The sequence below is a fragment of the Enterobacter sp. Ap-1006 genome (assembly GCF_011752835.1).
In the GTDB taxonomy this organism is placed as follows: Bacteria; Pseudomonadota; Gammaproteobacteria; order Enterobacterales; family Enterobacteriaceae; genus Cedecea.
Genome location: NZ_VWWU01000001.1, coordinates 1198895 through 1212797 on the forward strand (window position 1 = coordinate 1198895; position 13903 = coordinate 1212797).

The window sequence follows — 13903 nt, forward strand, 5'->3', positions numbered from 1 at the left end:
CCGCGGAAAGGACGACACAGGCGTTTTTTGCCATTTTCGCAGGATGTGAAACACCATGACCTCAACGAATACAAGCTATGAACCCTGGCTGCAGGCCATGCTGGCCGTCGCGCACCACTATCGGCTGGATTTCTCGGAAGAGCACGTCCGCGTGGTGGTTAACCAGGAAAACCAAAGCCCCCAGCAGCTGGTGCTGGAAGATATGGCCCGCCAGCTTGGTTTAGCGATGCGTCATGCCCCGGCGGACGTCTCGCTTATCGACCCGTGGCGCTTGCCGCTGGTGGCCGAGCTTGAGGGGGGCCAGATAGCGGTGGTTACCCATATGGATAATCACGGGCAACTAAGCCTGCAGCTTAGCGGCGATGGCGGTCTGGAGACGGTGATCGCTCGGGATGTGCTGGCCAAAAGGCTAAAAAGCCTGGTTGTGCTGCGCCCGCTGAATTCAATTCCCGATGCGCGCGTCGATGATTACGTGAAGCCCTATCAGAAAAACTGGTTCTGGACGCTGGCGCTGAAAGACTGGAAACGCTACGGCGATATCATGCTGGTGGCGATGGCGGCCAACGTGCTGGCGCTGGCCGGGATGATTTTCTCCATGCAGGTGTATGACCGCGTGGTGCCGTCGCAGTCGGTCCCGACGTTGTGGGTGCTGTTTGGCGGCGTCATGCTGGCTATTCTCTTTGAATTTACTATGCGTATGCTGCGCGTTCATATTGCCGATGTGGTCGGTAAAAGAGCCGACCTGCGCATCTCCGACAGGGTTTTTGCCAGGGCGTTACGCATTAAAAACAGCGCCCGGCCAAAATCTACCGGCTCCTTTATCTCGCAAATTCGCGAGCTGGAGTCTGTGCGCGAGCTGATTACCTCCACCACCATCAGCACCGTATCGGATATCCCGTTCTTCCTGCTGTTTGTTTTTATTCTCTGGCTAATAGGCGGCCCGCTGGTGTTCGTTGTGCTGCTGGCGATCCCGCTGCTGCTGATCCCCGGTTTACTGGTGCAGCGCCCGCTGGCGCACCTTTCGAATGAGGGGATGCGCGAGTCGGCCATTCGCAATGCCACGCTGGTAGAAGCCGTCCAGTCCATCGAAGACATTAAACTGCTGCGCGCCGAACAGCGGTTCCAGAACCAGTGGAACAACACCAACGACGTTGCCGCGGCGGTCGGGATGAAACAGCGCTGGCTGACCAGCCTGCTCATGACCTGGACGCAGGAAGTGCAGTCCATCGTTTACGCCGTGGTGCTGCTCGTCGGCTGTTACCTGGTGATTAACGGCGACATGACCACCGGCGCCCTGGTGGGGACTTCTATTCTGGCCTCACGCACCATCGCGCCGCTGGCGCAGATTTCCGGCGTGCTTTCGCGCTGGCAGCAGGCGAAGGTGGCGCGCAAAGGGCTGGACGACCTGATGCAGCGCCCGCTGGACGATCCTGAACAGGGCAAGAAAGTGCATAAAGCCCACCTGCAGGGGAACTACCAGCTTAACTACGCGGCGTTTTATTACGATGAAGAAGAGAAGGTCAACGATTTGGACATTGCCAGCCTGACGATCCGCGCCGGGGAAAAAATTGCGCTGCTCGGGCGAAACGGTTCGGGTAAAAGCACGCTACTTCAGCTTTTGGCGGGGATGCAAACGCCTCAGCACGGCCAGATTTTGCTGGACGACACCAGTCTCGGGCAAATCGACACTGCCGATTTGAGGCGCGATATGAATCTGCTCAGCCAGCAGGCGCGGCTATTCTTCGGCTCAATACGTGACAACCTCACCATGGGGCGCCCGTTAGCCACGGACGAAGAAATCTACCGGGCGCTGGCGCTAAGCGGGGCGCTGGAATTTGTGCAAAAACAGAAAAACGGCCTCAACTACACGATAAGCGAAGGCGGTAGTGGGCTATCGGGAGGCCAGCGGCAGGCACTTTTGCTGGCCAGAACGCTGATCCTGCAGCCGCAAATCTTATTACTGGATGAACCTACAGCGTGGCTGGATGAAGTCAGCGAGCAGCAGCTTATTCAGCAGCTTGGCCCGTGGCTCGGCAACCGCACGCTGGTGGTGGCCACGCATCGCATCCCAATTTTGCAGTTGGTTAACCGCATCATCGTGCTGGATAACGGCCGCATCGTAATGGACGGTCCACGAGACCAAATCTTACAGCAGCACGGCCTTATGGAAAAAAAAGCTGCCCCTCGCAGAACCGCGACCTTAAAGCCGGCAGGTGACACGGAGGTTCGGGCATGAACGACATCACGCGTTATAACAGCCGACTGAAAGAGCCGGCGCTTCCGCGAGCAAGCCTGGTGGCGTGGGCGCTTGGCGTGATGCTGCTCACTTTTGTTTTGTGGGCAAATTTTTTCACTCTGGACGAAGTGACCACCGGGTCTGGCAAAGTCGTGCCGTCCTCTCGCGAGCAGGTTATTCAGTCCCTGGAAGGCGGCATCCTCTACAAACTGGACGTTCGAGAGGGGGATATTGTAGAGAAGGGCCAGGTCCTTGCGCAGCTTGATCGCACGAAAACCGAGTCTGGCGTGCAGGAGAGTGAATCCAGGCTACATGCGGCGATGGCCACCGCCGCACGGTTGAAGGCAGAAGTGGGCGCCACGCCGCTGGTTTTTCCCGACATGTTACCCGGAGATAGCGAACTTGTTCGCCAGGAAACCGCGCTTTATAACTCGCGCCGGAGCAGCCTTGAAAAAGGCGTTGCCGGATTGCGGGAAGCCATTTCGCTGGTTCAGCGCGAGCTGGCGATGACGCAGCCGCTGGTTAAACAGGGGGCCGCCAGCAGCGTGGAAGTCCTGCGCCTGCAGAGACAAAAAAACGAGCTGGAAAACAAAATTACCGAAATGCAGAACCAGTATTACGTGCGCGCGCGCGAAGAGCTGGCAAAAACTAACGAAGAAATTGAAACCCAGCGGTCAGTGATGCGCGGGCGAGAGGATTCGTTAACCCGGCTCAAATTTACCGCGCCGGTCAGGGCGATAGTGAAGGGCATTGAGGTCACTACGGTGGGCGGCGTCATCCCGCCAAACGGAAAACTCATGACTTTGGTTCCGCTGGACGATCAAATGCTGATTGAGGCAAAAATTTCACCTCGTGACGTGGCGTTTATTCATCCCGGCCAAAAGGCACTGGTGAAAATCACCGCCTATGACTACTCGATTTATGGCGGGTTAAAGGGCATGGTGACCACTATTTCACCGGATACGATTCAGGATGAGGTCAAACGTGATGTTTACTACTATCGGGTTTACATCCGCACCGATGTCAGCCAACTGACAAACAGGGACGGCAAAATGTTTCCGATATTTCCGGGGATGATTGCCACCGTGGATATTAAAACCGGTAGCAAATCGGTACTCGATTATCTGCTGAAACCGCTGAATAAAGCAAAGGAAGCGCTCAGAGAACGATAATCAAAAAAGCCGGCGAAAGCCGGCTTGATGTTGTTTAAAATATCGTCGGGTCGATATCCAGACCGTACATGATAAAGGAAAAATAATATCCAAAATAAGACTCAGCCGTCTCCATAAAGGCTCGGTGTATTTCGAGCTTGCCTTCACTGTCTTCACTGAATAATCCGGCCATAATGCCGCAATTAACAATGCGTCTCAGATGCATTCTCGACACAAAAAGATCTTTGGACGTTTTATTATAATTAGGCTTTAGCCACCAGCGGCCATCATCATCCTGTTTTGCCCCCAGGTATATTCTCAACATAATGATATGCCCGGCATCTTTATCAACAAACATGGCGCTGTTGGGTACCAGTCGACTTAAAATGACTTCGTCAAAAAGAAGGTTGGCGCTGCGCCGGAAAAAATTCGCAAATGTGTTTTCATCCTCCAGGGCGTGAAACGACAGAGCATTTTCCGGTAGCAAAAATTTCAATGAAGGGATGGATATTTGCATATAGCTGCGGGTTTCATTGAGGCCCTTTACGCTCGGCGAATACAGCAGGACCCGGCGGTCGTCCTCACTTTTTTCAAGCGTCATTCTGCCGGTGATGCGCAGGAGCGTGACCAGAGAATTCACGGTGTTCAGGCTGGTCAACCCCATTTTTACGCAAAACTCTTTGATGTCTGCGAGCACCGCCTGGCGGTCACCGTAGTGAAAACAGAGCAGGGCCAGAACCACATGAAAGCGCGAGCTTTGCAGAATGGTTTTATAAAAAAGAGGTTGTTTTTTATAGGTGATTAGCAGGTGATCATAATGATGCTGTATGGCTTCTCGAAAACGAGGATGTTTTTTAACTTGTTGGCTGTATTTTTCGATGGTGTCTTGAAGTTTGTGTCGTGTCATATTGTTTTTTCTCGGTATTCAGCTATGGCGCAAATGCCCCATAAAACGACTGCTAAAGGCAGAGATAAAATACACGTTATACGTGCTTTTTATAGGGTGATGGCAAGTTCAATTCGTTTTAGAGTATATCATTTGTAGTTTGAAATAAAAAACATCATCCTGATTTTTCTTGTTTTTGATTTTTTATTAACTAAAAGTGCTTAATTTCCTCATTTGGTTTTTTCTACTTTCTGCGGAAATAATACTTCCGTGTAGAGGAAATATTATTGCTTTGCTGCGTGGGTATGTATTGGGTGAAAAACAAGCGAGCGGGAGGTTGCAGCGGAGACCGGAATGTCTTTCCATTATCAATATCATGTTATATTGTAAGTTACATGATATGGCGGTTTTTACTTAGTTTTCATTCACGGATCGCCGATGTTAGACCCGGATCCCTTCAGAAGGTGAAATCATGACCGACACAAATGATATTTTTAATGCAGAGTTTTCCCGCCAGTACGATGCCAGCAGCGAACGTCTGAAAGACATCTCTAACAACCTGTACGCCTTACTGTCTCTGCTTCTCAGGGATCTTCGGGCGGAGGCGAAAGTGCTTTGCGTTGGCGTAGGTACCGGCACCGAAATCGTCCGGCTGGGAAAGCAGCATCCCGAGTGGCGTTTTACCGGGGTCGATCCTTCCCCCGATATGCTGGCCGTCTGCGCAGAGAAGCTCGAGCGGGAAGGGCTGCGCGACCGCTGCAGGCTGATTGAAGGTCACGTCAAAGACGTTCCCGAACAGGATAAATTTGATGCTGCACTCTGTTTGCTGGTCGCGCATTTTATTCAACATCCGCAGCGGGATGGGATCTACCGGCAGATTGGAGACAGGCTTAAACCAGCCGGGCAGCTGATTACCGCTGAAATAGCGGGAGATATGGCGGATCCCGATTTTGACGGACAATTAAGAAACTGGGTCGCGCTGCAGCAGGCTTATACCCAACGGCAGAGGGATATTTCTGAGGTGAAAGCTGAGCTCAACCAGCGGTTGCTTTTGTTGCCGCCAGCCCAAACCGAGGCGCTGCTGCGCGAAGCAGGATTTGCCAGCGCAACGTCATTCTTCCAGTCGCTGCTGATTCACGGCTGGCAGGCAATCAGATCTTAGTCTTAACTTAGTCTTAAATAAACGGCGCGCTGAAGTCGCGTGCCGCAATTCATTTATTTACTGCTCATTTCCGCTGACTTAGGAAGCGTTGGCGTTTCGTTAAAGGAATTCCATGGTTTAAGCAGGGCATGCACCCACCTGGTGGACATAATTGGCCACTTTTTAGTACTTTCGCAGTGAATAAAAACTTCGGTTTCAGATTGCTTTTAGTCAGGCTGACATCTTAATTAATGTGTTATATATGGCGTTTTATCTCACGGTTCAATACTCTTCACAGTTCGCTTGAATTAAATAAGCCGAGGAGTATCATGAGTTTTTTTAAAAAGAACGTGTCACAGCAGCAAGGGAATTTAAATCTGGTGGATTTGAAAAAAAATTTGCAGATAAATTTAAATCCTGATAATGCAAAACCAGTAGTTCACTATAAAACATTTTTTCTTGAAATAATTAAATGCTTTAAAGACTCACATGGATATGTCAGTGACTTTTTGGGTACGGGTGAACCCGGGATTATGGTTCATGGTAATATGAATGGAAAGTTAAATATTGTTACCGATGGAATTAGAGTAGTTGGTGCTGGCGTGCGCAGCACCCATTTTACGCCCAGGGAGTTCTATTATTATCTTATTCGCAGGCACTCACTGGACTTAGCCAAAGATAAAAGACCTTTGCATTTAGTTGCTTGTTATTCGGGGGCGGCTGAACCGGCCTCAGGCAAGCTCAGTGTAGCACAAGAGTTGGCTAATATTACGCAAAGAAAAATATGGGCATATGGTGAGTTTGAGGAAGTATATTTTGTTCTTGGCGGGCTGCCACACATCGTAAATAAAGTAGGTGCTATTCGTAATGCAAAGGGAGTGCGCCTAAAGCCTAAATTGATTGAACCCGATCGTCATTATTACCTGAGATGAAAGAGATAAATAATCTCAATATATAAATTATTATTTAAACAATGGCGCACCGAAATGGTGCGCCGTAAATTGTACTATTTACTCGCTGTATTCTCTGATTTCACAAGCGTTGGCGTTTCGTTAAAGAAATTCCACGGCTTCAGCAGGGCATGTACCCACTCGGTCGGCATGATGGGCCACTCTTCGGCGCGGGCGATATGCGTGGTGCCGGTGGTTAGCCAGACCACGTTGTCCGTGTTTTCAAGCGACTGATTGTCTTTGCTGTATGCACCTAAACCGGTGTCGTGTGCGGAGCGGTTCGGGTATTTCCCTTCGGAATAGCGCTCATCCGGGTTGTAGCGGGTCACCCACAGCTGCTTATCCATAAAGCTCAGGCGATGATAAATCCACTCGTCCGGGGCAAACTTCGCGCCGGTGGCGACCGGGTGAGTCCCGCCCGCGTAGGGGATCAGTTGGTAGGACACCGGGTTGCCCATGCGGTTTTCTTTGTTCGGATTGCTCAGCAGGCGGACAGTGCCAGGGTCAAATTTCTGCGCGGCGTCCTGCTCGTTTTTGATGTCGTATTCATTCGTTTGCATGGTGCTGGTGCGTGGGCCGCCGCTGGTATTTGTCTTCACCACCGGGTCAATCGCGGTCAGGCTGTTGTTTTCGCCGTCCACGTCCAGGTCCAGGCGGAAGTTGTAGATGTGCTGATGCGTTGTGCCGACAATATTATGGTCGATCAGCGTCCCGTACCGGGTATCTTCCTTGGCGGTGGCATCATGCATGGTTTTGGCCTTCACGCCTTTGACCGCCTCAATACCGGTCGCGCCTGCATCAATGCCAATGGTGCCGTTCTGATGGAAGACCCAGTCAAAGATGTAGTCGTAGTTGCCGACGGTGCTGATCCAGCGGATCACCAGCTCACGGCGTTCGCTGCTAACGTTCGGCTGCCCCATTTCCTGATGTTTGTATTCCGGCCCGGCGTAACGCTCGAAAATAGCGATAGCTCGCGGAATGGTGGTGGGTTTACCAGTGTAATCGGCCAGGGTTTCGTCCAGCAGAACCGCGTTAGCCGGCGCATCTTTGCCGCGCACGATAGGGGACGTGAGCGTGCCCATGCCGTAATCTCCTGCGTCGAGATACGCTTTAAAATACCAGCCGATGTCCGGGTCGCCATACGGCACAATCATCCCGCCGAGCGATCCTTCATACATGATCTTCCGTTTAGTGCCGTTGTCGGTGTAAGTCACGGTGGAAATAATCGGGCCAACGCGGGAATTCAGGCGCAGGTGCAAATCCCAGTTTTGCCAGTGAATCGTGTCGCCGGTAATGGTGTAGTTTTTTCCTTCCGGCTCAATGATATCCAGCGGCTTGAGGTTGGCGGCCTGCCGGTCGCGGCCATCATAAGGGCGGGGCGTCATCGGCACAGGAATGACCGGGCCTTCCTCAATTTTGATGATTTTTTTCTGCTCGAGATCCACCACCGCGACCAGGTTTTCAATCGGATGCGCCCAGTAGTTGCCGTCGCCAACGTCAAGGTAGCTCACCACTTTCAGCAGGCGCTGATCCTGCTTCAGGCCGTCTTTACCGTCGAAATAGCCGACCGTCAACGGCGTTGTGACGACCTTCGACGGATCGCTGATACCGCGTTTTTTCACCGCTTCCGCGAATTCTTTGCTGTTGTTGATGATTGACTGCACGCTGGCAAAATCGTCCAGCAGCACCATGCCCTGTGCGCCTTCGATAGGTTTCCAGCTCTTAACTACCCCGGCGGCCAGATCCACCGTGGCTTCAATAATATGGCGGCCATCCAGCATGATGACGTCCGCCTCGCGTGGTTGGCTGACGCTGGTGCCGTCCATCACAAACTTCCAGACTTGTTCTTTAGGCGGCTCGCGTAGTGAGATTTCGGTAAAGCGAATAGTCGGCTTGTAGTCAGCCGCGTCTTTGATTATCTCCACCGTTTTATTAATTTCGTCGGCGCTCAGAGAGTTCAGCGGGTGCGGCTTCTTCTCGACGGCAAAGGTTTGATCCAGCCCGGACTGGAAGACTTCATTGATAAACCCTTCGGAGATAAACGCCGTTTTGCCTTTAAAGATCACCGGCACTTCAAGCTTCAGCGTTTTGCCGTTAACGATGGCGGAGGTGGCATTAGGCTTCACCTTCACATAGGCACCGTCTTTCACGAGGGTGAACATCTGCGCGTAATCGTCCCACTGGACGTCGGCGCCAAAATCCGTCAGCGTTTTTTGCATCGGCACCATATGTGCCTCGCCGCCGTGGGCAAAAGCGGGGGCGTTAATCCCCGCCGAAGTCAGGAGCGCAATAGCCAGCGCCAGCGCTTTTTTTCCAGTTTTCATTGTCATCGCTTTCTCACCTTACAAGTGCGTTGTGTTGTTATGTGCGTGCTGGATAAAGACTGTCGGATTCAACATAACAACTTCCGCCAGAGCTTCCCTTGTGCTCCCTGCCAAGTGTTTTGCTGTGGTTGCCAGAATGCGGAATTGGGGAGGATTGTGACTCCGGGTCGATGAGCGTCGGGCTAAATCCAGCCCTCACCCCGGCCCTCTCCCAGAGGGAGAGGGGGAAGGCAACCTGCGGGGATTTGTTTCTTCCCTCTCCCTCCGTGGCAGAGAGGGAAACGATGGGACTCGTTATTTATTCCCTCTCCCTGCCAGGGAGAGGGTTAGGGTGAGGGTAAAAACCAGACGCGATGCCTGACCGTACTCACGTTTAAGGCCTAACAGGCAACATCACCGTGCAGACGGGCCACCAGCGTCAGGATCGAGTAGCGCGCAACAATCTGCTGATGCTGGTTGGTGATATCCACCGCCCATTCCACCACGCCAACCGGCTTATCTTCCGCCGTCTTCTGCGGCTTGGCGGTTTTGCGTTTGCAGGTCAGGCGCACCTGAATGGTATCGTCGATTTTTACCGGCTCGATAAAGCGCAGGTTTTCCATGCCGTAGTTGGCAATCACCGGCCCGACGCCTGGGTCAACAAACAGCCCGGCGGCGGCAGACACCACAAAGTAACCGTGCGCGACGCGCTCGCCGAAGAACGACTCCGCCGCGCCAATTTTGTCGGTATGGGCGTAGAACCGGTCGCCGCTCAGGTTGGCGAAGTTGGTGATATCAGCTTCGGTTACGGTGCGGCGGGCGGTCAGAATACTTTCCCCGATGCGCAGCTCCTCAAAATGCTTGCGGAATGGATGCACGGCGTCCTCGTGTACTTTAGCGCCGTAGTTCCATTGCCCGCTAACGGCGGCGAGCATCGTCGGGCTGCCCTGAATGGCGGTGCGCTGCATATAGTGCTTCACCGCCCGCAGGCCGCCGAGTTCTTCCCCGCCGCCCGCGCGGCCTGGGCCGCCGTGCACCAGCATTGGCAGCGGAGAACCGTGCCCGGTGGATTCCACTGCAGACTCCTGGTTCAGCACCTGAATGCGCCCGTGAGCGCGGGCCGCGCCGAGAATAAAGTGACGTGCCGTTTGCTCATCGGCGGTCACCAGCGTCCCCGCCAGGCTGCCCTGACCGGCGCGAGCCAGCGCCATGGCATGTTCGGCATCCCGGTATGGCATCACGGTCGCTACCGGGCCGAAGGCCTCAAGCTCATGCACCGCAGGCGTTTCGTCAGGCTGTTGGCAAAGCAGCAGGGTTGGCGGGAAGAACGCGCCCGGCTGTGCAGTATCGGCCTTGCCGCCCAGCAGGACATCACAGCCGGCGGCAACCAGTTGGTCGACTTTCCGCTGCACGTCATCCCGCTGCTCAAGGCTGACCAGCGCCCCCATGCGCACGCCTTCCAGTGCCGGGTCGCCGGGCTGTATTTTTTCCAGTTTCGCTTTCAGCGCTTCAATCACCGAACCCAGCCGGCTTTGCGGCACGATAATCCGGCGAATGGCGGTGCATTTTTGCCCGGCTTTGGCGGTCATCTCGCGCACGACTTCCCGCACGAACAGCGCAAATTCAGGTTGTTCAGGCGTGACATCTTCCGCCAGTACGCAGCAGTTCAGCGAGTCGGCTTCCATGGTGAAGGGAATTGATCGGGCAACGATATTTGAGTGACAACGTAACTTCTGGCCGGTGCTGGCCGAGCCGGTGAACGTCACCACGTCCTGCTCATCCAGCTGCTCAAACAGATCGCCCACGCCGCCGCAGATCAGGCTTATCGCTCCGTCAGGCACCAGCCCTGATTCCACAATCGCTTTCACCATCACCTGAGTTAACTGCGCGCTCGCCGTGCCGGGCTTGATAATCGCGGGCATCCCGGCCAGCCAGGTTGGGGCCAGTTTCTCGAGCATTCCCCAGCAGGGGAAGTTAAAGGCGTTGATGTGCAGCGCTACGCCTGACTTCGAAGTGAGTACGTGGCGGGCCGCGAATCCCCCCTGTCTGGACAGCGGCATCAATTCGTCTTCCGGCCACAGCGTGTCGTCCGGCAGCTCGCGGTTGCCCATTCCGGCGTAGGCAAACAGCGTGCTGATGCCGCCTTCAATATCTACCCAGCTGTCGGCGCGGGTGGCACCGGTCTGGTAAGAGACCTGGTAAAACGCTTCTTTCTGCGCCAGCAGGTGCTTAGCCACCGCTTTTAACATCGCGGCACGCTGAATAAACGTCATCGCCTGCAGCGCTTTGCCACCTTGCGCAATGGCGAAGCGCTTTGCCGCCGCCATATCCGCTCCTTCGCTGGTCACCTGCCACAGCGGTTCGCCGCTAACGGCATGAAAAATAGTTCTTTCTTTTCCCTGGCCGCTAAACCACGTCCCGGACAGATAGCTGGTTAACTGTTGCATCTCATTCTCCATTACATACTGCATTTAATCATTACAGTGTTTGTTTTATGAATCATAAAAATCAAGCTGTAATTTAATAAATTGTTAACATTGTGATGGGTTGTGTTTTTTATTATTGATTTATATCAATGATAAATATCATTTTTACGATATTTAGCGTGATAAGCCTCACAAACATGCGGTGTAATCTTTGCGATCTTCGTTAACTTATCTGTAACTTTTAATCATGAAGTGATTCGCAATATCGCAGCTTATTGAGTTAAATTGAATCATAAGGTGATGCCGTGACAGAACAAGAACGCTTTGATGAGCGCATCCAGCAGGAAACCGCCATCGAACCACAGGACTGGATGCCGGAGGCTTACCGCAAAACGCTGATCCGCCAGATAGGCCAGCATGCGCACTCGGAAATCGTCGGCATGCTGCCGGAAGGTAACTGGATAACTCGCGCCCCCAGCCTGCGCCGCAAGGCCATTCTGCTGGCCAAAGTGCAGGATGAAGCCGGGCACGGGTTGTACCTCTACAGCGCGGCGGAAACCCTGGGCTGCGCCCGGGAAGATATCTACCAGAAGATGCTGGACGGCAAGATGAAATACTCCTCCATCTTTAACTACCCGACGCTCAACTGGGCCGACATCGGCGTGATTGGCTGGCTGGTGGACGGGGCCGCCATCGTTAACCAGGTTGCGCTGTGCCGGACCTCCTATGGCCCGTACGCCCGGGCGATGGTGAAAATTTGCAAAGAAGAAAGCTTCCACCAGCGGCAGGGATTTGAAGCCTGCACCGTGCTGGCGAACGGCAGCCCCGAACAGCGCCAGATGCTGCAGGACGCCATTAACCGCTTCTGGTGGCCGGCGCTGATGATGTTTGGACCCAACGACGACAACTCGCCGAACAGCGCCCAAAGCCTCGCCTGGAAAATCAAACGCTTCGGCAATGACGAGCTGCGCCAGCGCTTTGTCGACAATACCGTGCCGCAGGTTGAGCTGCTGGGCATGACCGTGCCGGATCCCGATCTGTATCGCGATGAGGCCACGGGGCATTACCGATTTGGCGACATCGACTGGCAGGAATTCAACGAAGTGGTGGCCGGGCGCGGCTTATGCAACGAAGAGCGCCTCGCCGCCAAGCGCAAAGCCTGGGAAGAGGGGGCATGGGTGCGCGAAGCCGCCCTTGCGTATGCCGAAAAACAACAGGCCCGCACCGCCGCCTGAAGGAGTAAGAGATGAGCAAAATTTACTGGCCGCTGTATGAAGTCTTTATTCGCAATAAAAAAGGACTGTCCCATCGCCACGTTGGCAGCCTGCACGCCGCCGACGACCAGATGGCGCTGGAAAACGCGCGCGACGCCTACACCCGCCGCAGCGAAGGCTGCTCCATCTGGGTCGTGAAAGCGAGCGAAATCGTCGCCTCCCAGCCGGAAGAGCGCCCGGAATTTTTCGACCCGGCAGACAGCAAAGTCTACCGCCACCCAACGTTTTACACGCTGCCTGACGGCATCGAGCACATGTGAGGCCGCCAATGACACTCGATCCTGTAGCGACCTACAGCCTGCGTCTCGCCGACACCTGCCTTGTGCTGGCACAGCGCCTGAGCGCCTGGTGCGGCCATGCGCCGGAGCTGGAGATTGATCTGGCGCTGGCCAACATTGGCCTCGACCTGCTCGGCCAGGCGCGCAACTTCCTGACCTACGCCGCCGAACGCGAAGGCGAGCACCTCGACGAAGACAGGCTGGCCTTTGGCCGCGACGAACGCGAGTACCGCAATCTGCTGCTGGCGGAACAGCCCAACGGTGATTTCGCCGAAACGCTGGTGCGTCAGTACCTGCTGGACGCGTGGCACGTCTCGCTGTTCAGCCGCCTGGTAGAAAGCAAAGATCCGCAGCTGGCGGCCATCGCAGCCAAAGCCATTAAAGAAGTGCGCTATCACCTGCGCTTCAGCCGTGGCTGGCTGGTTCGCCTGGGCAACGGCACTGAGCTTTCGCAGGCAAAAACGCAAAGTGCTTTAAACAAACTATGGCGCTTCAGCGGCGAAATGTTCGTTGCCGACGAGCTGGAAACCATGCTGGCGGAGCAGGGCATCGCCGTCGACCCGCTTAGCCTCAAGGCCGAATGGCTGCAGGAAGTGACCGCCGGACTGAGCGATGCCTCGCTGCAGGCGCCGGCAGAGCAGCCATACCGCACCGGCGGTAAGCAAGGCTTACACACCGAACACCTCGGCCCGCTGCTGGCTGAAATGCAGTACCTGCAGCGCGCTTACCCGAACCAGCAGTGGTAAGGAGGAGAGGATGCAAACCGCCACGCTTCAGCCCGCTGCCGTCCGCGATGTCTGGCGTCTGCTGAGTGAAATCAGTGACCCGGAAATCCCGGTGCTGACCATCACTGACCTCGGGATGGTGCGCAGCGTCGAGCACCGCCCGGACGGCTGGCATATCGGTTTTACGCCAACCTATTCCGGCTGCCCGGCCACTGAATTTTTGCTGGCCGCCATCCGGGAAGCGTTGGAAGCCGCAAAGCTGAGCCCGGTGCACATCAGGCAGGTTTTGCATCCCGCCTGGACGACGGACTGGATGTCGCCGGAGGCTAAAACCCGGCTGCGCGAATACGGCATCAGCCCGCCGCAGGGACATGCCTGCCACGCGACGGTCGCCGCCCAGGTGACTTGCCCACGCTGCGGGAGCGAACACACGTCGCTCATCAGTGAATTCGGATCCACGGCCTGTAAAGCGCTTTACCGCTGCGACAGCTGCCGGGAACCCTTTGATTACTTTAAATGTATTTGAGGATGCC

General features: G+C 54.7%; 11 protein-coding genes. 8 read left to right on the plus strand and 3 right to left on the minus strand.

What is annotated here, in order from left to right; translation table 11 throughout:
- Positions 1-55 precede the first annotated feature (55 nt).
- A complete protein-coding gene (locus tag F3J28_RS05495) occupies positions 56-2236 on the plus strand; it encodes a type I secretion system permease/ATPase (RefSeq protein WP_166873503.1) in 2181 nt (726 codons plus the stop codon).
- Positions 2233-3408, plus strand: a complete 1176-nt coding sequence (locus tag F3J28_RS05500; RefSeq protein ID WP_166873507.1) for an HlyD family type I secretion periplasmic adaptor subunit — start codon at positions 2233-2235, stop codon at positions 3406-3408. Before F3J28_RS05495 ends, F3J28_RS05500 begins: the two co-directional genes overlap by 4 nt.
- A 34-nt stretch (positions 3409-3442) precedes the next feature.
- Here F3J28_RS05500 and F3J28_RS05505 read toward each other — a convergent pair whose 3' ends face one another.
- Positions 3443-4294 carry a hypothetical protein gene (locus tag F3J28_RS05505; RefSeq protein WP_166873510.1) on the minus strand — a complete coding sequence of 284 codons (852 nt, stop codon included), beginning with the start codon at positions 4292-4294 and terminating at the stop codon, positions 3443-3445.
- A 451-nt stretch (positions 4295-4745) separates the two neighbouring features.
- On the opposite strand from F3J28_RS05505, the gene F3J28_RS05510 reads away from it, so the two are divergent.
- Together F3J28_RS05510 and F3J28_RS05515 are read left to right on the plus strand one after the other, a co-directional pair.
- A complete protein-coding gene (locus F3J28_RS05510) occupies positions 4746-5435 on the plus strand; it encodes a class I SAM-dependent methyltransferase (RefSeq protein ID WP_166873512.1) in 690 nt (229 codons plus the stop codon).
- A 308-nt stretch (positions 5436-5743) separates the two neighbouring features.
- Complete coding sequence (locus tag F3J28_RS05515; RefSeq protein WP_166873515.1) at positions 5744-6346, plus strand: hypothetical protein; 603 nt, start codon at positions 5744-5746, stop codon at positions 6344-6346.
- A gap of 74 nt (positions 6347-6420) precedes the next feature.
- Here the strand turns inward: F3J28_RS05515 and tynA are convergent, their stop codons facing one another.
- Both tynA and paaZ read right to left on the minus strand, forming a co-directional pair.
- Positions 6421-8694 carry a primary-amine oxidase gene (gene tynA, locus F3J28_RS05520; RefSeq protein WP_166873518.1) on the minus strand — a complete coding sequence of 758 codons (2274 nt, stop codon included), beginning with the start codon at positions 8692-8694 and terminating at the stop codon, positions 6421-6423.
- Between the two features lie 374 nt (positions 8695-9068).
- Entirely contained in the window at positions 9069-11114 is a 2046-nt protein-coding gene (gene paaZ / locus F3J28_RS05525) for a phenylacetic acid degradation bifunctional protein PaaZ (RefSeq protein ID WP_166873520.1), read from the minus strand.
- A gap of 284 nt (positions 11115-11398) precedes the next feature.
- Here paaZ and paaA point away from each other — a divergent pair, with 284 nt between their 5' ends.
- The 4 genes from paaA to paaD are packed head-to-tail and all read left to right on the plus strand — an operon-like array spanning position 11399 to position 13896.
- Positions 11399-12328 (plus strand): 1,2-phenylacetyl-CoA epoxidase subunit PaaA, encoded by a 930-nt coding sequence (gene paaA / locus F3J28_RS05530; protein ID WP_166873523.1) that lies wholly within the window; start codon positions 11399-11401, stop codon positions 12326-12328.
- Between the two features lie 11 nt (positions 12329-12339).
- Entirely contained in the window at positions 12340-12627 is a 288-nt protein-coding gene (gene paaB, locus F3J28_RS05535; protein ID WP_008461407.1) for a 1,2-phenylacetyl-CoA epoxidase subunit PaaB, read from the plus strand.
- A gap of 8 nt (positions 12628-12635) precedes the next feature.
- Positions 12636-13391 carry a 1,2-phenylacetyl-CoA epoxidase subunit PaaC gene (gene paaC, locus F3J28_RS05540; RefSeq protein WP_166873525.1) on the plus strand — a complete coding sequence of 252 codons (756 nt, stop codon included), beginning with the start codon at positions 12636-12638 and terminating at the stop codon, positions 13389-13391.
- Between the two features lie 10 nt (positions 13392-13401).
- On the plus strand, positions 13402-13896 hold the full coding sequence (gene paaD, locus F3J28_RS05545) for a 1,2-phenylacetyl-CoA epoxidase subunit PaaD (RefSeq protein ID WP_166873528.1): 495 nt from the start codon (positions 13402-13404) through the stop codon (positions 13894-13896).
- The last annotated feature ends 7 nt before the right edge of the window (positions 13897-13903 follow it).